The organism is Labilibaculum manganireducens, assembly GCF_963665805.2.
In the GTDB taxonomy this organism is placed as follows: Bacteria; Bacteroidota; Bacteroidia; order Bacteroidales; family Marinifilaceae; genus Labilibaculum; species Labilibaculum manganireducens.
Genome location: NZ_CAXXEE010000003.1, coordinates 2923826 through 2944479, shown reverse-complemented (window position 1 = coordinate 2944479; position 20654 = coordinate 2923826). Strand labels below are relative to the sequence as shown.

The window sequence follows — 20654 nt, the reverse complement described above, 5'->3', positions numbered from 1 at the left end:
CGAATTTTAGTTATGAAAAATAATATATATAATCGATTACGTACAGCATTAATATGCTTTACACTATTGGCTGGCATCTTTGTTGTTTCCTGCGACAAAGACGATGATAATGGGGGAAGTGTTGAGCTGTATTCGTTTGGTCCAAGCCCGGTTTTACGTGGTAGTGATATTCATTTTATCGGACAGGATCTGGACTTAGTTACCTCTGTAGTTTTACCGGATAATATCGAGGTAAGCAATATCACTGTAGTTAGTAGTTCTGAAATAACCATTACAGTGCCGCAAGAGGCTGAACCTGGTTTTGTAACTTTAAAATATAAAGGAGGATCTATTACAACCAAATCAAGAATTGGGTATACAGAACCTTATTCGATCACTTCAATTTTGCCGGTAGAAACAGCTGTTCGGGAAGGAGAAGAGGTAACAATTAGTGGTGATTACCTTAATAATATTGTAAAGGTCGTTTTTCAGGGAAATGCAAGTGTTGATTCAGCTGATTTTGTGTCACAGTCTCGTAAAGAAATTGTTGTAAAAGTCCCAAAAGAGGCTGTTTCCGGTAAAATCATCGTGGAAGATATTCACGAGAATCAACTTTATTCAGATTTGGAACTAAGCATTTCACAGCCAACTCTAACGAGTTTCTCGCCAACGCTTGTTAAGGCTGGTGAAAACGTAATGATTAGTGGAGCAAATCTTGATTTGGTATCAGAAATAATTTTTTCCGGAGATTCTTCAGTTGTGGCTAAAGATTTTGTATCCGTTAGCTCAACCTCAATAGAGATTGTAAGCTCTGCTTATATTCAGGATGGACCTATTACCTTGAAGGCATATTCCGGTGTGGAAGTAATTAGTTCGGAATCCGTAACAACAGTTATTCCATCAGCACTTACTATTGCTGCAGTAAGTCGTTACAGAGCAGGACTTGAAGTGCTTATTACCGGATCTGACCTTGATTTAACAACTTCGGTACAGTTTACAGGAGGAACTGCAATTACAGATTTCACCTATAATGGAACCGGTATTACTGTTGTTATACCGAATGATGCAATGGACGGAGTTGTTGTTCTTAATACCGCTTCAGGTAAAAGTGCTTCAACTGATGCTATTGTGTTGGTAAAGCCAATCGCAGCAGATGTGACTCCAAACCCGGTTGATGCAAATAACGACATCACGATTACCGGTACTGATTTAGATTTGGTGAAGTCGGTTACTTTTGGGAATGATTTAACGGTTGATATAACTCCCGAATCCAGCACAAGTATCACTGTTACTGTTCCTATGGAGGCCACAACGGGTGAGCTGATCCTGACAATGATTAATGGAGCTGTCGTTAACACTTCTTCTGTAACTGTAAATAGTCCTGATTATTGCTACATTCCGGTACTACCTGATTCCGAAACAGAGATTAATTCGGGTAAAGTATTCTCAATTGATGTAGTAAATGGTGGTGCATTAACAGAAGTAAAAGTGGATGGCAATACAACTAGTTCTTTTGTTGAAGGAACCAATATGTATGTGTTTATTCCAAGTAAGGCTAGTGGCAAAACCGAGTTAACTTTGATTTCTGCAACAGGAAGTATTTCATATACAATTTCGGTAATTGGCGTAAGTAGTATCGAAACTGTGATTATGAATGAGACTCATGATTTAGGATCATGGGCAAATGAAGATGCTGGTGGAGCATTTCGTCTTTACAAACCTTCTTTTAATGGAGTGAAAGCCGGTTCGATATTGAAATTTTATTTTACAGTTTCAGGTACTCCCGGACGAATGCAGATAAATGATGCGAATTGGGGACAACAGGCTATGCTTGAGTTTACTGATGAAGCACAAACATCTTACGAGATGGAGTTGACACAAGGATTTCTGGATCAGATATTAAATACAAGTGATGGATGGTCTGAAACCGCTGCAGCAATACAAGGGCAAAATTTGGTTATTTCTAAGGTGACTGTTATTACTTTCGAGGCTTCTGCTTCTGAAACAATATGGACAGGCTCACAAGTTATGCCTGGTGATTGGTCTGGGAATATTCAATTATCCGCAGATCTCTTTGCTTCTGCTAATGTGGGCGATGTAATTCACGTAAAATCCTCAGATGTTCAGACTGGGGCGCAAGGTTCGTTTAAAAATGGCTCATGGACAGAAATAGCTGCCGGAACGGATTACTTCGACATAACGGGAGATTTTGAATTAACCATTACTGCTGATATTTTAACATCATTACAATCGGGAGGATTGATAATTAGTGGCCATGATTATACTGCGACCGAGGTTTCTATCAGGTCATAATTAAATTATAACACAATTTTGAATTTATTTTTTCAATAAACCTTATTGCCTTTTTCTCGAAAGAGAAAATTGGCAATAAGGTTAAAATAAACAATAATGCTGCAAAAAAGATTCTTATATAATCAAGTAGTGAAAAGTATGTTGCTTGCTTTATCTGTACTTTTTATTTTTTCGTGCGGTGCAGAAAGCAGCCCGGATGAGCCTGATGTACTTGAACCTCCACATTTGGTAAGTTCAATTCCTGCAGATGGAGCTGCAGAGGTAGATACAAAAACAACCGCTATGCAATTAGTGTTCGAAAGCAACCTTATTGTTGTTTCAGAATCCAAATTTCACTTAAATAATAATGTTGTAAGCACTGTAACTGCTGAAGAAAATGTTTTAACGGTAACTTTTTCAACTCTTCAGCCTGAAACAGAATATACCCTGCTCATTGATGCCTTGGCTTTAAAAGTAGTAAACGGGGCAGTAAATTCAGCCCAAATTTCAATAAGTTTTACAACTGCTGCAGGCCAGGCTGTAGATATTACAAATAAGCTTGCTGTTGATAATCCTTCCCCGGAAGCCACAAATCTGTATTCCTTTTTAAAGGAGAACTATGGGGAAAAAATAATTTCCTCTGCAATGGCCAATGTGAACTGGAACATCAACGAGGCCGAATGGGTGAAACAGCATACAGGGAAATATCCTGCAATTGCAACTTTTGATTACGTTCATTTGCCTTATTCTCCTGCCGATTGGGTTGATTATTCTGACATTTCTGTTGTTGAGGATTGGTGGAACAACAATGGGATCATAAGTGCTGGATGGCACTGGATTGTTCCTACCTACCAAGGTTCTGCAGATTATACTTATAAACCGGAAGAAACAACTTTTAAGGCTTCAAATGTTACAATAGATGGCACCTGGGAAAATACGGCTGCCAAAGCTGATTTAGAAGAAATAGTTGGATACTTAAAGTTGCTTCAGGCTAAAAACATCCCTGTTATTTGGCGGCCATTGCACGAAGCTGCAGGTAATACATATGAATATACGAATGGTGAAGCTTGGTTTTGGTGGGGTACTGACGGTGCAGATACCTACAAAGAACTTTGGGTTTTTATGTTCGATTATTTTAAAGCTCAAGGACTAAATAATTTGATATGGGTGTGGACTACACAAACAAAAGACAACGCCTTCTATCCTGGTGACAACTATGTTGATATTGTGGGAAGAGACATTTATAATAATGCTGAAGCGGCTTCTATTGCTGATGAATTCAATACAATTCAGCAAACTTATCCTACTAAAATGATCACTCTAAGTGAATGTGGCAACACGGCTGATGTTTCTGAACAATGGAATGCCGGAGCTAAATGGTCTTATTTTATGCCTTGGTACGATTACGAAAGAACAAATGATACAAATGAATCAGATTTTGCGGGTACCGATCATGAACATGCCAATGCTGCTTGGTGGACGAATGCTTTTAGCAATACTTATGTGATTACACGAGATCAAATGCCTGATTTAAAGTAGAATGTTTAAAGGATGTTTTATTTTAATGTGAATCCCCAAACGGATTAATAGATTGATGATGAGAGAAAAAAATAATTCACTGGAGCAATTCCTATGTGAGATTAAACAAGAATGGTTCGATATACTTGATTATTGGGCAGAAAGTACAATTGATAAATATAATGGTGGTTTTTATAGTGAGATTTCCAATACCAGTGAAGTCAATAATGGGATTGCAAAGGGAGTTGTACTAAACACAAGAATTTTATGGACATTTTCATCCGCATATAACCATAGTAAAAATGAGAGATATCTTGAAATAGCCAAGCGGGCTTTTGATTATATTCTTGCCTGTTTTTTGGATCATGAGAATGGTGGTTTGTTTTGGGCTGTTGATGCAGCAGGAGAGGTTGTGAATGACAGAAAACAAGCCTATGCGCAAGGATTTGGTATTTATGCTTTTTCGGAATATTATAAAGCTTCCAATGACGAAAACAGTCTTAAACAGGCAATAAATCTTTTTCATTTGCTGGAAAATAAATACAAAGACAATGAATTTGGTGGTTATATTGAGGCTTTGGGCAGAGACTGGCAGATGTTGGATGATATGCGCTTGAGTGAAAAAGATGCAAATGAGCCAAAGTCAATGAATACAAATCTTCATATTATTGAACCCTATACCAATCTTTATCGGGTTTGGAATAATGCTGAAGTGAAGAACAGTATTAAAGATTTGTTGTCGATATTTTACGATCGGATTCTTAATCAACAAACTTTTCAGTTTCAATTGTTTTTTGATATGGATTGGACAGTAAAATCCAATGAAATATCATTTGGACATGATATTGAATCAGCATGGTTGCTTAGTGATGCGGCAAGAGTGATTCATGATGAGAAATGGATTGAGAAAATGGAAACAATAGCCGTTCAGGTAACCGATAAAGTTATTCATGACGGAATGGATCGTGATGGCAGTGTTTTTTACGAGAAAATTGATGGGGTTATTGATAAAGATAAGCACTGGTGGGTTCAAGCCGAGGCGATTATAGGCTTGGTGGATACTTACAAAATAACAGAAAATAAAAAGTATTTAGACAGAGCCATTCAAATATGGACATTTGTTAAAGCCAATATTAAAGATGGTAAGGGTGGAGAATGGTTTTGGCGGGTTGATGCATCAGGAAAACCTGTAGCCGGTGATTGCAAAGTAGGATTTTGGAAATGCCCGTACCATAATACCAGAGCACTAATTGAAAGTTATAGCAGACTAAAAGAATAATCAGAATGAGAAAATCGTTTCTATTACTAATAATGATTGCGTTCAGCATTTGCGCGAATGCTCAGAAAGCAAAAAAATTGGCCTTAACTCCTCCCATGGGTTGGAATAGCTGGAATACTTTTGGTACAGATATAAATGAGCAGTTGGTGATGCAAACCGCTGATGCTTTTGTTGAATTAGGATTAAAAGATGTTGGATACGAATATATTGTATTGGATGACGGCTGGATGGCTAAGGAAAGAGATGAAAATAATAATCTCGTTCCGGATCCAAAGAAATTTCCTGGAGGAATAAAATCCATTGTTGATTATGTGCATTCAAAAGGTTTAAAATTTGGTTTGTACGAATGTGCCGGAAATCAAACCTGTGCTGGCTATCCTGGTAGCCGTGGTTTTGAATATCAGGATGCCAAACTTTATGCAGAATGGGGAGTGGATTTTTTGAAATACGACTGGTGCAATACCGAGAACATAAATGCAAAAGGAGCATACCAAACCATGCGGGATGCCTTGTATGCAGCAGGCCGTCCAATTGTTTTCAGTATTTGCGAATGGGGAGATAACGAGCCATGGAAATGGGGCGAAGAAATGGGACATTTATGGCGCGTTACCGGCGATATTACCAATTGCTGGGATTGTGAAGTCGGTCATGGAAACTGGTCATCGCGAGGAATCTGGCCAATTATTAATCTTCGTAAAGATCTCCGGAAATATGCAGGCCCGGGGCATTGGAACGATTTGGATATGATGGAGGTGGGGAATGGCATGACCGATTCGGAAGATCGTGTACATTTTGCCATGTGGAGTTTGTTAACCTCACCTCTGATTTTAGGAAACGACCTTCGTACTATGTCTGGTGAAACTTTGAAAACAATCGAAAACAAAAATGTTATAGCTGTTAATCAGGATGTTTTGGGAATTCAAGCTTATTGCCATCTGAAAAGTCCTGATTTGGAAATATGGGTAAAACCTCTCGCCAATGAAGAATGGGCTGTGGCTTTTGTTAACATGAGCAAAGAGGAATTACAACTTTCTTATGATTGGTGGAAACATCCAATAAACGATCAGCTAACTCACAAACAATTGGAAAAGAAATACAAAAATTACTCCATGTATGATCTGTATGCATCCAAAAATATCGGGTTAACCAATAAAAATCTTGAATCAAAAATTAAAGGGCATGATGTTTTACTGCTAAAACTTAGTCCTCAGAAATAATAAAACCAGCAAACGGGAAGCTGTGTTGAATGGCTTTTGCAAGTAAGAACCTATCTGGAGTATTTATACGCAGCTCCACTAAAAGCGAATAGAATGGATCAGAAAATCTGTTTAAAAGAAAAAATTGGATATAGTTTTGGCGATTTTGCATCTTCTATGTTTTGGAAGATCTTCTCCATGTTTCTCATGATTTTTTATACTGATGTGGTTGAGTTATCTCCTGCATCAGTGGGTACAATGTTGTTGTTGACTCGTTTGTGGGATGGATTGAATGACCCGATTATGGGAATTGTTGCAGATAGAACCAGTACTTCGAAAGGAAAATTCAGACCCTACCTTTTATGGGTTGCCATTCCGTTTGGAATTATTGGGGTTTTAACCTTTTCCACTCCGGAATTTGGTCCGTCAGGGAAATTGATATACGCCTATGTAACTTACACCTTAATGATGATGGTGTACACGGCAATTAATGTTCCTTATTCTTCCTTAATGGGAGTAATGACTGATAATTCGGATGAAAGAACATCTTTGGCTTCCTTCAGATTTATTGGTGCCTATTCCGGCGGAATCTTCATGACTGCTTCCATTCCATATTTATTGGATTTTTTTAGGGAAATAGGTTCAAGTGAAGCGGGTAGCTATCAATATTCTGTTGCAATTTATGCTGTTGTTGCAGCTTTCTTTTTCATCATGACCTATTTGTGGACAAAAGAGAGAGTAAAGCCATTGGAAGTGAAAAATTCGATTTGGAAAGATGTAAAAGATTTGGGGAAAAATGCACAGTGGTTTATTATGCTTGGCGCCGGTATTGCTGTGCTGATCTTCAATTCTCTTCGCGATGGAAGTATCATGTATTATTTCAAGTATTTTATCAAAGATCAAACCATTCCTTTACTTGGAGAAATGAAGTGGGATAAGCTGGCGGGTGCATATATGACCATTTGGTTGGTAACAAATATGATAGGAGTTTTGCTGGCGAAACCCGTTTCAGCAAGAATAGGAAAGAAGAAAACCTTTATTGGAGCAATGGTTTTGGCATCATTCTTCAGTATTGCCCTATATTGGCTGCAACCAGAACAAATTGGTCTGATCTTCCTACTCAATATCTTTATCGGAATTACCGCAGGAATTGTATTGCCGTTAATCTGGTCGATGTATGCTGATATTGCCGATTATTCGGAATGGAAAACCGGACGACGTGCTACTGGATTGGTGTTTTCATCTTCCTCAATGTCGCAAAAAATGGGATGGACACTTGGAGGTGCCGTTACAGGTTGGCTGTTGGCCGCTTATGGTTTCGAGGCCAATGCTGAACAATCTTTCGAATCATTAAAAGGAATTCGCTTGATGATTAGTATTTATCCAGCCATTGGTGCCGCGCTTTCTGCTCTGTTTTTATTGCTGTATAAATTGAGCGATAAATATATGAAACAGGTAATTTCCGAATTGGCTGAAAAGCGTCAATAATATAAGTTGAAGTGTCTTTTACAGGAAAAGACACCTATGGAATTGAAAGCAGTTAAAAACATCTTGTTGAAGTAAATTAGAGAATAGTAATGAGGACAAAATATTTATACATATTAGGATTGGTAATAGGCATGCATTTTTCAGCATTGGGACAAAATGGGAATTCTAATTTTATTTCGTCTGCTGCTTCTCAAAATCAGAATTGCGAATCTGATTTAGCATCAGTGAATCTTTCGAATGAAAATATAGAATACATAGGTCGCTGGGACTTTAGCGGTCAATGCCCAAAGGTGTGGGCTCCTGGGGCTTATCTCCGGTTTCGTTTTAAGGGGAATTCCTGCTGGTTTATTATTGAGGATGAAAACCTATGGGGAAATCATAATTTTATAGAATTGGTAATTGATAATTCAATTGAGAACCGCATCAGACTTAGTGGAAAGTTGGATACAATCTCTCTTCCGACAAATTTAGATTCCGGCGAACATACGGTTTTAATCTGCAAGGATACCGAAGCTGGTATCGGATACATAAAAATAAAAGAGATTCACTGTGCAGCGATTATGCCCGGCAAATTATCTTCCGAAAGAAAGATTGAGTGCATCGGAAATTCAATTACATGCGGTATGGGTAGTGACGAATCCTATAAAAAATGCGGCACTTCAGAATGGTACGATCAACACAATGCGTATATGGCTTATGGTTTGAGAACGGCCAGAAGATTAAATGCACAATGGCATTTGACTTCTGTTTCGGGAATTGGACTGGTTCATAGTTGTTGCGGATCATCAACGGAAATACCTGAAGTATTTCACCGGACAAGTTTGGGTATTGATGGCAAAAATTGGGATTTTGACAAATACATTCCAGATGTGCTGACCATTTGCCTGGGTCAGAATGATGGGATTCAGGATTCTACCTTGTTTTGTAATGCCTACGTAAATTTTATAAAGCTGATTAGAACTTATTATCCGGAAACACAAATTGTATGTTTAACAAGTCCAATGGGCGATAAAACTTTAAATGATGTGCTGAAAAAATACATCAACAGCGTAGTAGAAAGAAGAAAGAGTGAAGGAGATAACAAAGTGAGTAAATATTTCTTTAAAAAAAGGTACATCAGAGGTTGTGGTACTCATCCCAATATTGATGATCATGCTTTGATTGCTGACGAATTGGAAATAGAACTTAGAAAACTAATGTGTTGGTAAGCCCAAATGGATTTATATTTTTGATATAAATTAATTTAAATAAGATAAAATGAGAAAATTTCTAATTGTAAGTCTTCTAAGTTGCTTCTGTTTGTTTGGCTGTCAGGAGCGGGTTGTTAAAATTGCATGTATTGGCGATAGTATTACACAAGGATTTGGAAGAGATAATCAGGATTCTTATCCAAATCAGATGAACGCAATGTTGGGTGAAAACAAAGAGGTGAGAAACTTTGGTGTTGGAGGCAGAACCATGTTGAAAAAAGGAGATTATCCACTTTGGAAAGAAAGTGCATTTACCGAAGCTCTTCAGTACAAGGCAGATGTTGCAGTAATTTTATTGGGAACCAATGATTCAAAGCCTCAGAATTGGGATCAATATGGCAATGAATTCTATTCCAATTATTTGAGTATGATTGATACTCTAAAAACCACCAATCCGAAAATGCAGATTTTTGTTTGTTATCCACCGCGTGCATTTGCTCAGGTTTGGGGAATTCGTGATTCAGTTATTGTAAATGGCGTTCTTCCTGTTGTCGATTCCATTTTAACCCAAAGAGATGTTAAATTGATTGATTTGCATTCTGCGATGTACAATAATGAAGATTTGTTTCCGGACAAAATTCATCCGAATAAAATTGGATACAAACGAATGGCTGAAATTGTAGATGACGCCATCAGTAAATAGAAATAGTATGGATTCAAGGAATTTGTTCATGGTTTTGAATTCATAATAAAATTTAAAAAACATATGAAACGTCCATGTATAAAGCTTTCTACACACAGGGAGATGATTATTCCCGGCGTGGTAAGTTCTCCCGAAACAAGTTCGGGACAGGCTATATGGCAAATAAAAACAAATAATAAACATATGAAACGCTATAAATATGTCATTTTTTTGTTCACACTAATATTTTCAGGCGCGAACTGTTTTGCTCAGGAAATAAGTCTGTCTCCGCTATTTGGTGATGGTATGGTTCTTCAGCGCGATAAGCCTGTTTCCGTATTTGGTGAAGCTCCGGCTAACGAAAAAATTACTGTTCTCTTCAGAGATCAGCATAAACAAGCAGTCTCAGATGAAAATGGAAAATGGAAAATTGAACTTGATTCTGAAGTTTATGGTGGTCCGAATAACCTGACGGTGAAAACCAAAAATGAAACATTGGAAATTAAAGATGTTTATGTGGGCGAAGTTTGGATCTGTTCCGGTCAATCGAATATGGAAATGCCTCTTTTAGGCAATTGGGCTCATGTTAACAATGCTGAAGAGGAGGTTGCCAATGCCGATCTTCCAAACCTCCACCTTTTTATGGTTGACCGAAACACATCTTTTCAACCTGAAACAGAAATAGAATCGAAAGGATGGAAAACATGCACTCCCGAGAGCTGTAAAGAATTTTCGGCAGTTGCTTACTTTTTTGGTCGCGATTTACTTGAAAATTTAAATATGCCTATTGGATTGATTCAGTCTGCGTGGGGAGGTACTGTGGCCGAAGCCTGGACGAGTGCTTCAACATTAAAAAGCATAGCTGATTTTCGGGAGAAAGTACTTCAAATTGAAAAAAATCCAGCATCCAAAGAAGAGTTGGAACTAAAATACAAAAAAGACCTTGCCGCTTTTATTCAGGAAACAGGCGAGGCCGACAAAGGAATTAATGGTAAGGATACCATTTTTGCTTCGGTTGATTTGAATGATGCAGATTGGATGCCAATGAATCTGCCGGGTATGGTAGAAAGCACTAAAATTGGATCTGTTGACGGAAGTATTTGGTTCAGAAAAACCATCAGCATTTCTGATGAAATTGCAAATAAAGAAATGACTTTGCACATTGCCGCGCCTGACGATGCTGATGAAACATGGTTTAATGGTATAAAAGTGGGAGAGAGCACCGAATGGGATGTTCCCAGACAATACAAGCTGGCCTCAAATCTGGTAAAACCCGGTAAAAATGTAATTGCAATTCGTTTATCCGACTATCGTGGTGCCGGAGGTTTTATGGGAGAAGCTTTTCATTTTGCTTTAACATCAGAAGATGGATTTAGAATGGAATTGGCTAAAAACTGGAAATGCAAAGTCGGATATAATTTAAAAGACATCAAAACAATTCCAATAGAAATAAACGATCCCAATCAACCAACAGTATTGTTTAATGCCATGATTAATCCTTTAATTCCATACAGTTTTCGTGGTGTAATTTGGTATCAGGGAGAAAGCAATGCCGGCAGAGCAAAGCAGTACGAAGTATTATTTCCTGCTATGATTAACGACTGGAGAAGCAAATGGGGAGGAGAAGATTTTCCGTTTATTTTCGTGCAGCTCGCTTCTTATCTGAAGCGAAATACAGAACCCGTGAACGATAGTTGGGCCGAACTTCGCGAGGCGCAGCGGTTAACCCTTAAATTACCAAATACAGGAATGGCCGTAGCTGTTGATATAGGAGATGCTAAAAACATTCACCCGGGCAACAAACAGGATGTTGGAAAACGTTTGGCTTTGTGGGCTCGAAACAAAGTTTATGGCGGGAATATCCCTTATTGCGGTCCCACTTATAAAGCGATGCTTGCTAAAAACTCTTCTCTTGTTGTAGAATTTGATCATTGTTACAAAGGGCTCACAGTTTCGGATAACAGGGAAGTAACAGGTTTTGCCATTGCCGGAAAAGATGGAGTTTACCATTGGGCAAAGGCTAAAATCGATAAGAATACAATCATTCTAAGTTCGGATCAGGTGGCAGAACCTGTTTCGGTGCGTTACGCATGGAGTTCCAATCCCGATTGTAACTTAATCAATTCTGCCAAATTGCCTGCGGGTCCTTTTGAAGCGAAATTGTAGATTCGGATGAACTAATAGATTTATATCAAAACAAACTTTGTCAAAACCACAACAATCTCATGAACAATTACAGGTTGAATTTAATGGCATTACTATTTTTTACAGGACTATTTAATGCATGTCAACCCAATGAAATTAAAAACATGGAAACAAGGGAATTAAACTCCAACTGGACTTATCATCAGGTAAATGGTGAGCTTGCAGGAAACGCGGCAGTACCCGGAACCATTCATACCGATTTGCTGGCAAATAATCAGATTGAAGATCCGTTTTATCGTACAAACGAGAAAAATCAGCAATGGATTGATAAAGAGGATTGGGAATACAGCAGTTCTTTTCAATTATCCGAAAAGGAAATCAGCAGGCAAAATCTGCATCTCGGTTTTAAAGGATTGGATACCTATGCCGATGTGTATGTTAACGGTTCGTTGGTGTTGAAAGCAGATAATATGTTTCGGGAATGGGAAATAGATATCAAAAAGCTGGCAAAAGCAGGCGAGAATCAACTGCACATCTATTTTCATTCTCCTGTTAAAAAAGGATTGGAATTATTGAACGCATCAGCCTATACATTCCCAGCAAGCAATGATCAATCGGAGAATGGCGGGTTGGGCGACAAAAAAGTGTCGGTTTTTACACGCAAAGCCGGTTATCATTATGGCTGGGATTGGGGACCGCGTTTTGTGACCTCCGGTATTTGGCGGCCAATTGAGCTTAAAGCCTGGAATGAAGTTCGTATTAAAGATGTGTTCATTCAGCAAAAATCGGTAAAGAAAGAGCAGGCAAAACTGACTGCTGATTTTGCAGTGGAAGCAAACGAAGCTTTTACAGGAAAAGTAATCGTAAAAGATCAATCTACAGGTAAGGAATTGCTGAATAAGCAGGTTGAAATTGAAGAAGGAAGCAATTTGATTTCTGTTCCATTCAATATCGAAAACCCAAAATTGTGGTGGTCGAACGGATTGGGTGAGCCGAATAGGTACAAATTCGAAGCTCAATTGGTAAAGGACAATTCTGTAATGGCTAAATATGTTGTAAATACAGGATTAAGAAGTCTGAAACTGGTTCGGGAAAAAGATGAGGCAGGGGAGTCGTTCTATTTTGAACTGAATGGAGTTGCTGTTTTTACAAAAGGAGCAAATTACATTCCCAATGATAATTTTTTGCCGCGGGTTAGCAAAGCCGATTACGAAAAAGTAATTGCCGATGCAAAAGATGCCAACATGAACATGCTTCGTGTTTGGGGAGGCGGCACATACGAGAACGATATTTTCTATGATCTGTGCGATAAAAACGGCATTATGGTTTGGCAGGATTTCATGTTTGCCTGCTCCATGTATCCGGGCAACGAGGAATTTTTAGAAAATGTGAAACAGGAAGCCAAAGACAATATTGTGCGTTTGCGCAACCATCCATCCATTGCCCTTTGGTGCGGGAACAACGAAATAAATACTGCCTGGAGTTATTTTTCCAAATCGGGTTGGGGTTGGAAAGAACTATATAACGAGGAACAACGCGAAGAAATTCAAAAGGCATACATGGATATTTTCCATGACATTTTACCGGATGCAGTTGCGGAATATACCGATGGAGATGACTATTGGCCATCGTCGCCTCAGGCAGGATTCGAACCCGAAAAGCATGCTGATTACGATAGCAGGAGCGGAGATATGCACTATTGGGGCGTGTGGCACGGATTGCATCCGTTCGAGGATTTTGACAAATACAAAGCTCGTTTTATGAGCGAATACGGTTTTCAATCTTTCCCCGATTTCGAAACGGTGAAAAAGTACACCTTACCCGAAGATTACAACATCGAATCAGAAGTGATGGCTTCTCATCAGCGAAGCGGAATAGGTAATTTGCGCATTAAAGAATACATGGGTTGGGATTACAAAGTACCCACTGATTTTGAGAAATTTCTATACATGAGTCAGGTATTGCAGGCAAGGGGAATAAAAACCGCGGTTGAAGCACACCGACGGGCCAGACCTTATTGCATGGGAACTCTTTACTGGCAGATTAACGATTGCTGGCCGGTTGCCAGTTGGAGCAGTACCGATTATTACCACAAATGGAAAGCCATGCATTACATGGTTCGAAAAGCATATCAACCCGTTTTGCTGTCTGCTTTTGCAAAAAATGATACTCTGGCTATTTATGGTGTTTCAGATTTATTGGTTGGGAAGAAGGGGGGTTTGAGTCTGAATCTGATCAGTTTTAAAGGAGAACAATTGTTTGAGAAAGAGCTTTTTGTTGATTTGGAAGCCAATACCAGTTCGGTACTTTTCACAAGCAGTCTTGCTGATCTACTTGGTAAATTCGATAAAAATTCGGTTGTGCTGCAAATGGAAGTAAGAGAAGGGAATCAGCTCCTGGCTGACGGCAAGTACTATTTTGCCAAACCAAAAGATATGCTTTTGCCCGAAGCTAAGATTGACGTACAATTGATTGAAAAAGAAGACAGGCACTTTATTCAAGTTTCAGCCGATAAATTAGTTCGCGATTTGTACCTGAATTTTAAGGATTCAGATATCAGATGTTCCGATAATTACTTTGATTTGCTGCCGGGCGAAAAACGAACAATAGAATTGACAGGAAATGATGTGCCGCAGCAAAGCGATTTGCAAATAAGGCATTTGCAGCAAATTTCCGAGTAAGAAAAACTACAGCACCTAAAAAATATTGGTGCATAAACTTATAAAAACTATGAACAAGACTCTACTCTTTTTATTAGCCGGCATACTCATTGTTTTTTCTGCTTGTCAGCAAAAAAATGAAGCCAACTTTGTTAAAGTGGCTAACAATGGATTCACACTAAACGGAAAGGAATATAGCTTTAAAGGAGCCAATTATTGGCAGGGAATGAATCTGGGAGCGCCTCAATCGGGCGATCAGCAGCGATTAGTAAGGGAATTGGATGAGATGCAGGAATTAGGGATTACCAATTTGCGGATATTGGCTGCAAGTGAAGCGGACTCTGCTATGCGCTACTGTATCCATCCAGCCTTGCAAACGGCTCCGGGAGTGTACAACAATGATATATGGCAAGGATTGGATTTCCTGCTTGCCGAAATGGGAAAAAGAGAGATGAAAGCGGTTATGGTGCTTGGTAATTTCTGGACCTGGAGTGGGGGATTTCCTCAGTATCTGCGTTGGGCAGGTATGGGTGAAGTTCCCTATCCTCAGGAGCCCCCAACTTCGTGGCAGCAGTTCACCGACTATTCCAAACAGTTTTTTAGCAACGATTCGGCGCAGGAGATGATGAAGAATCATATTAAAACCATTATTGGCAGAATTAATTCGATTACCGGAAAAGCCTATAAAGATGATGCTGTGATTATGGCCTGGCAATTGGCGAACGAACCACGTGGTTACGATGTGCCTAAGCAACTGCAGAAATGGACGCGTGCCACTTCAGGCTATATCAAAAGTCTTGATTCAAATCATTTAGTATGTTTGGGTACCGAAGGAAATACGGCCGATTTGGTTTCCGGTGTTAATGTTTTAATTGATAACGACGATTCGAATATCGATTACATAACCATGCATATCTGGGCACAAAACTGGGGCTGGTATAGTCCCGAACAAAGCGATTCGGTATACACTGAAATGCTTCAAAAGGTAAATTCTTATTGGGATGTTCATGTAGATGCAGCTAAAAAGCTTCAAAAGCCAATAGTGCTCGAAGAATTTGGAATTGCCCGCGATGGTTCATCATTTTCTCCCGACACAACAACCAATTGCCGCGATCGTTTTTTCGAATTTATTTTCAGCAAAGTAGATGAATCCATAAAGAACAATGGAATGGTGAGAGGTGTAAATTTTTGGTCCTATTCAGGAGAAGGAAGACCACCACATCCGGGAGAATTCTGGGAAAAAGGCGATACTTATTTAGGAGATCCTCCTCACGAACTGCAGGGATGGTATGGAGTGTATGATAAAGATTCTACAACTCTTGCAATCATAAAAAGATGCTGCGAATCTAAATTTTAGCTATTGCTCCACAGTTCATGTTCGGGAAAACCGAATCAATGAGATATCAGAAAGACGCGGTTTTTACCGCGTCTTTTTTATTGCGAAAAACCCCAACCGCTGTAAAGCAATTGGGGGTACATTTCAAAATATATATGTGGTAGTAGTCTCTATTTAACCAATATTCCAAGCTGTTCCAAGGTTTGGCGTTCCGACCTTTCGTAAAACAGATCCAGACAGGCGCGTAAATCGTTGCAGTATGCCATTAATTTGTTAAAGGTTTCTTGTTTTCGAACCGTGGCAACCTGAGCTTCACCATCCTCTTTTTGCGCTTTTATTTTTAACTCATCAATTTTTTCCAATTGCTGTACCATTTCAGTAATTTCTTCAGAGCCTAACTCAACCAATGCTAATTTATCCTGAATTACAATGTGCTGAAGAACTGCATTTGTAGTTTCCTCACATAGGTTTTTCCAGTCAGCATAATTGCCGGGTATTTCCTTGTTTAAACGAAGAAGAGTGCTTAGTTCAGCATTATTCTTGAAGAAGTAACGACTGGCTTTACGGATCTTCACCAATTGCCCGTATATCTTGTCGTAAACAATTTTAAATTCACGATTTGCTTCTGTCGATTCAATTTTTTCTGTCGATTGGCTTTCGAAAGCCGATTTGGCATTTTCGTAAAGCTTTACTCCAGTCAAAATTCGATCTTCCGGATAAATCGCTGCAATTCGTGTTTTAATAGCTTCGTTACCCGATAAACCATATACGAGTATTCTACATTCTTCTAATGATTTTTGTAAACTTTTTGGCATGATAATGTCTTTTTCAGGGTCAATTATTCTGTTTATCTATATGTTTTTTTTAAATCGATATTGAAAGTAAGTATAATATTTCAAAAAACAAAAACATAAGAAGCTAAAATTATGTTTTAATGCCAAGGTGGATATGTTAATAAGGCTGGAAATGGATTGGTAGGCTGTAAAAAAACCAATGTGTCAGGGTATTTTACTTTTTATGATTAGGAATTCATTTTTTAAACTAAAAATTTACTTTTTTATTCAGGGAAGGAACTTTTTACCATTGGGAGAAAGCTTTTTAGGACAGGGAAAGCACTTTTGTACATAAGGAATTCACTTTTTACGATCGGGAGTACGCTTTTTCCGACAAATTGTCGCTTTTTAGCATTGGGAATTCACTTTTAAGTATCGGGAACTTACTTTTTGGCAGGGGAAAGCACTTTTTAGCCTCGGGAAGCACTTTTGGGCAAGGGAAAGTGTCTTCTCCTGAAATAGCTTGACAGATTATTACTTAATTTTTAATAGTCGTATTGTTTTTTAATTGATCTGCGTTTGCACAAAATTATTCAAATCTTCTTTCTGTTTTCTTTACTGTCAAAGATTCTTTCTTCTGCTTCTGTATTACAGTTTCAATTTAATTCCTGATTTTCCATTGCATCTTTTTCAGATATTCCTGGATTTTGATTCTTGGTAGATATTTCGTCACTCTCAATAATGTGGACTTTAATTTGCGTCCTGTCAATGTTATTAGAAGTACAAATTTTGGAAAGAATACTATCCAGAGGAGCGAGAACTTCAATGTTTTTTATCACTCCCTCATATTCATTAAAAAGCTTCCAGTAGAGCTCTCCCGGTTTTTCTTCCGTATTTTCTTGAATTCGTTCCATCTGAAAAATAGAAATCCAATTAACGTTAGTAAGTAAACCCCAAATTCCAAAGAATAAACTGATGGATATAATAGCCTGAAATAATAAGATCTTCATATTTTCAATCTGAAATAAGCTTGGTTAAAATAATTTCTTGGGTATTTCTGTTTTCGGATGACAAAGTAGATCGGTTAAGCGGCCATAGAACCACCACGATACATGAATTCCTTTTCGTGTGTGCACTGCTGTATATATTGTTGTTATAAATTCGGCCAGATTGAAAATAAAAGCAGTAATCAGATAGGAAAAGTATCTGTTTGTAATGGGTTCGGAATCGAACAGGATTGCTGTGGTCCACCAAAAGCCAAAGCTGTTTATGAATAGCAAAGAGAATTGCGATAACAATGCCTGTGTGCAGTGCCAGCGAACAAAGTAGCTTCCTTTTCTATTGGCGATAAAAAAAAAGAAAGTTGCAATCAAATTTATTATAGGGAGAGGTAATCCTGCTGTCAGCGCAGCAAGCGACATCACATAGCTGTTCGAAGCTTTTTCAGCTTCATCATCTTTTGGTTCGTAAGCAAACTTACCAGTTGATATCATATGTCTTTATAAATGTTCCAAATCCAATTCAAGAGAACCAACACGATAAGAGGTATGGCAATGGTTTTTTGTTTTAGGATGTGCTCTGCTTTGTTGTAAAAAATAAAAAAGCTATCCTTTTTAAACAGAAAATCAATACAGATCCAAATCGGACTTACCGTCATTATTAAAAATAGAAGAAGGCCTATAGGATTTAAAAGAAAAGCCTGTTCTATCCTGCCATGAAGCAAAGATAAAACAGACCTTGTAGAGCCGCAGGAAGGACAGGGAATTGTGCTTATTTTTTTAAACAAACAAACATTTACTTCATTCGGAAATATTGAAGTTTCTTTATTTAGGTTGATAAATAACCATAGATACCCCACTAAACATGCTCCAATCAGCAGCATATAAAGCCGATTCCTGCTTCCTGCCATTAAGCCAGTGCCTGCATAAGTTTCGACATGTTTTTTTCTTTTGCTGCGCCCATAATCAGAAACCAATCGATAAGAGTCCAGATTCCAAAGCCACCACATGTTACCAATTTGCCAATTCCCAATCCTGTATCGCCTAAAAAGAAACGATCGATGCCAAAGGGGCCGCCAAGTAAGGAAACGATTAAACTTGTTGTTGGATCTTTAAATGAGATAGATTGAACAATTGCCCATTTTGATTCATCGGCATTTTTTAAGCTTTCTCTTACCCCAATAATTTGGTTACTTTCAAAAAACTTTCCATAGGTCATGATAAACATGTCCACTTTCTGTGAATCCATTTTGCTAAATTATATATTATAATCCTACTCGTTTGGCTTTTCGGATACGCCCTATTTTTATAGTGGTGTTTGATTCCACAGTTAAGTTTTATTTTTAAAATAAAAAAGCGCTAATTTATGAAAATCATTTTGCTTAACATACTAAAAAGATAAATAAATACCTGCTTTATCGAAGTTTTTAGATTTACTTATTTCAATTTTTTTGGTGAAAGAACGCAAGTTTATTTGCGAATGGGTGTCTAAGCATTTAAATTCACATAATCAGCATCGAAGTATTTTTACCATGATTGAAAAGGAGTTAGTTGAACAACTCAAATCCGGAAACGAAACAGCATTTCGCCAGCTTGTAGAGACCTATCAGTCGATGGTGGTGAATACGGCTATGGGGATGATTCACAATCAGACAGATGCTGAAGATATTGCCCAGGATGTTTTTATTCAGGTTTATCATTCGATAAGCGATTTTAGAAATGAGTCGAGCCTGAAAACCTGGTTGTATAGAATTACAATAACACGCAGTTTAAATGCAATTCGGGCCAATAAAAGGAGAAAGTTTTTTAGTTGTATCGAAGATTTTTTTCAGGGAAAAAAGGAAGAGGTTCAGGAGAAGGCAGGTTTTGTAAATCCCGATAAGGCTCTCGAAGAAAAAGATCATGCCAATGCGATTCGTGCTGCATTGGATTCTTTGCCCGAAAATCAGAAAATTGCTTTTGCATTGAGTAAGTATGAGGAGTTGAGCTATGCAGAAATTGCTGAGTTGATGCAGATTTCGAAATCGTCGGTAGAGTCGCTGCTGTTTAGGGCAAAATCGAATTTGCAGAAAAAACTCATCGGGTATTATAAAAATTTTAAGAAGTAGCGCAAGTTTTTATTCAAAGTGGTGTCCAATACAAAAAACAATACAAATGAAATGCAACGAGGTAAATAGCAAATTAATTTTTTATCTGGAAAAGGAACTCTTGAAGGATGAAATGCTGCAGATGGAGAATCATTTGTCGGAGTGCAGTTCATGTTCCAATCGTTTGGTTTTACTTCAGTCGGCTATGGGTGTTATCGAGAAGGAGAAATCGCTGCAGCCGAATCCATATTTTGTCTCAAAAACGATGAATCGTTTTAAGGAAGAGCAAAGAACAGCCAATCAGCCGGTTTTTACCAGACTGTTAATCCCTGTATTTGTGAGTATCCTGTTTGTACTGGCTATTGGATCGGGCATTTTTATGGGAGCAAATTTTGCTTCGGATACTGAAAATATTCAGCAATCGAATTTAATCGATCCCTATTTTAACGAAATAGATAACGAAACCATTGAATTGTTCTTTTTAAACGATGGATATCATGAATAAAGCGAATAAAATTTGGATGTGGCTTGCTTTAATTTTATTGGCAGTTAATTTGTCAACGATTGGCTCGTTTTGGTATCATATGCAGCAGGAAAGAATCGTGGAAGAAAATAAGGTGGAGATGCCGGATGAATTCAGAACCAGGTTTCTGAAAGATCAATTGGGCTTAAATGAAGAGGAGAAGATGATATTCCGATCATTAAACAGGAACTACAATCAGGATGCAAACCAGATTATGAATCGGTTGAGTGCTTTGCGAAGCGAGATGGTGCAGCAATTGGGAAACAAGAATTGCGATACTCTGGAACTGAAAAATATTGCCGGTGAAATAGGCGAGATGCATAAGGAGTTGAAATTGGCAACCGTTCAGTTTTATTTGGATATGAAGAGTGAATTGAACGAAGAGCAGCAGGCCAAACTATACGATTTGTTTAGCCGTTTGCTGCAAAATGATGATGAGGCGAAAACACCAAAAGGCAGAAGAAGAGGCTGGGGACACGGCAATGGTCCCGGCGGTAGAAATCAATAG

The 20654-nt window shown here is 38.3% G+C and carries 18 protein-coding genes; 13 read left to right on the top strand and 5 right to left on the bottom strand.

All coding sequences use genetic code 11. The features are described from left to right. Positions 1–12 precede the first annotated feature (12 nt). From ACHZAX_RS11465 to ACHZAX_RS11420, 10 genes are all read left to right on the top strand, one after another. Positions 13–2292, top strand: coding sequence for an IPT/TIG domain-containing protein (locus tag ACHZAX_RS11465; protein ID WP_320019214.1), 2280 nt, complete (start codon positions 13–15; stop codon positions 2290–2292). Between the two features lie 96 nt (positions 2293–2388). Then, positions 2389–3810 (top strand): glycosyl hydrolase, encoded by a 1422-nt coding sequence (locus ACHZAX_RS11460; RefSeq protein WP_320019213.1) that lies wholly within the window; start codon positions 2389–2391, stop codon positions 3808–3810. Between the two features lie 58 nt (positions 3811–3868). Further along, on the top strand, positions 3869–5068 hold the full coding sequence (locus tag ACHZAX_RS11455; RefSeq protein ID WP_320019212.1) for an AGE family epimerase/isomerase: 1200 nt from the start codon (positions 3869–3871) through the stop codon (positions 5066–5068). Between the two features lie 5 nt (positions 5069–5073). Next, a complete protein-coding gene (locus tag ACHZAX_RS11450; RefSeq protein ID WP_320019211.1) occupies positions 5074–6285 on the top strand; it encodes a glycoside hydrolase family 27 protein in 1212 nt (403 codons plus the stop codon). Positions 6286–6378: 93 nt separating this feature from the next. Further along, on the top strand, positions 6379–7752 hold the full coding sequence (locus ACHZAX_RS11445) for an MFS transporter (RefSeq protein ID WP_101307858.1): 1374 nt from the start codon (positions 6379–6381) through the stop codon (positions 7750–7752). A gap of 89 nt (positions 7753–7841) precedes the next feature. Next, entirely contained in the window at positions 7842–8960 is a 1119-nt protein-coding gene (locus ACHZAX_RS11440) for an SGNH/GDSL hydrolase family protein (RefSeq protein WP_320019210.1), read from the top strand. Positions 8961–9009: 49 nt separating this feature from the next. After that, positions 9010–9645 carry a GDSL-type esterase/lipase family protein gene (locus ACHZAX_RS11435; protein WP_320019209.1) on the top strand — a complete coding sequence of 212 codons (636 nt, stop codon included), beginning with the start codon at positions 9010–9012 and terminating at the stop codon, positions 9643–9645. Between the two features lie 63 nt (positions 9646–9708). Next, on the top strand, positions 9709–11790 hold the full coding sequence (locus ACHZAX_RS11430) for a sialate O-acetylesterase (RefSeq protein WP_320019208.1): 2082 nt from the start codon (positions 9709–9711) through the stop codon (positions 11788–11790). 59 nt (positions 11791–11849) lie between these two features. Beyond that, complete coding sequence (locus tag ACHZAX_RS11425; protein WP_320019207.1) at positions 11850–14450, top strand: beta-mannosidase; 2601 nt, start codon at positions 11850–11852, stop codon at positions 14448–14450. A gap of 49 nt (positions 14451–14499) precedes the next feature. Beyond that, positions 14500–15786, top strand: a complete 1287-nt coding sequence (locus ACHZAX_RS11420; protein ID WP_320019206.1) for a glycoside hydrolase 5 family protein — start codon at positions 14500–14502, stop codon at positions 15784–15786. Positions 15787–15935: 149 nt separating this feature from the next. Here ACHZAX_RS11420 and ACHZAX_RS11415 read toward each other — a convergent pair whose 3' ends face one another. The 5 genes from ACHZAX_RS11415 to ACHZAX_RS11395 all read right to left on the bottom strand — a co-directional run bounded on the left by ACHZAX_RS11415 (position 15936) and on the right by ACHZAX_RS11395 (position 18785). Next, a complete protein-coding gene (locus ACHZAX_RS11415; protein WP_101307852.1) occupies positions 15936–16580 on the bottom strand; it encodes a PQLLE family protein in 645 nt (214 codons plus the stop codon). 614 nt (positions 16581–17194) lie between these two features. Next, entirely contained in the window at positions 17195–17548 is a 354-nt protein-coding gene (locus ACHZAX_RS11410; protein WP_320019205.1) for a hypothetical protein, read from the bottom strand. Positions 17549–17572: 24 nt separating this feature from the next. Next, positions 17573–18031: a magnetosome magnetite crystal formation protein family gene (locus ACHZAX_RS11405; protein ID WP_320019204.1), complete on the bottom strand. Its 459-nt coding sequence runs from the start codon at positions 18029–18031 to the stop codon at positions 17573–17575. Beyond that, positions 18028–18420 (bottom strand): DUF2752 domain-containing protein, encoded by a 393-nt coding sequence (locus ACHZAX_RS11400; protein WP_394698305.1) that lies wholly within the window; start codon positions 18418–18420, stop codon positions 18028–18030. The genes ACHZAX_RS11405 and ACHZAX_RS11400 overlap by 4 nt, the downstream gene beginning before the upstream one ends. Before the next feature lie 26 nt (positions 18421–18446). Further along, on the bottom strand, positions 18447–18785 hold the full coding sequence (locus tag ACHZAX_RS11395; RefSeq protein WP_320019203.1) for a TM2 domain-containing protein: 339 nt from the start codon (positions 18783–18785) through the stop codon (positions 18447–18449). Positions 18786–19068: 283 nt separating this feature from the next. On the opposite strand from ACHZAX_RS11395, the gene ACHZAX_RS11390 reads away from it, so the two are divergent. From ACHZAX_RS11390 to ACHZAX_RS11380, 3 genes are read left to right on the top strand one after another with little or no spacing between them, the layout of a single operon-like run. Next, positions 19069–19644 (top strand): RNA polymerase sigma factor, encoded by a 576-nt coding sequence (locus ACHZAX_RS11390; RefSeq protein ID WP_320019202.1) that lies wholly within the window; start codon positions 19069–19071, stop codon positions 19642–19644. Between the two features lie 46 nt (positions 19645–19690). Then, on the top strand, positions 19691–20128 hold the full coding sequence (locus tag ACHZAX_RS11385) for a zf-HC2 domain-containing protein (RefSeq protein ID WP_320019201.1): 438 nt from the start codon (positions 19691–19693) through the stop codon (positions 20126–20128). After that, positions 20121–20654, top strand: a complete 534-nt coding sequence (locus ACHZAX_RS11380) for a periplasmic heavy metal sensor (RefSeq protein ID WP_180327151.1) — start codon at positions 20121–20123, stop codon at positions 20652–20654. Before ACHZAX_RS11385 ends, ACHZAX_RS11380 begins: the two co-directional genes overlap by 8 nt.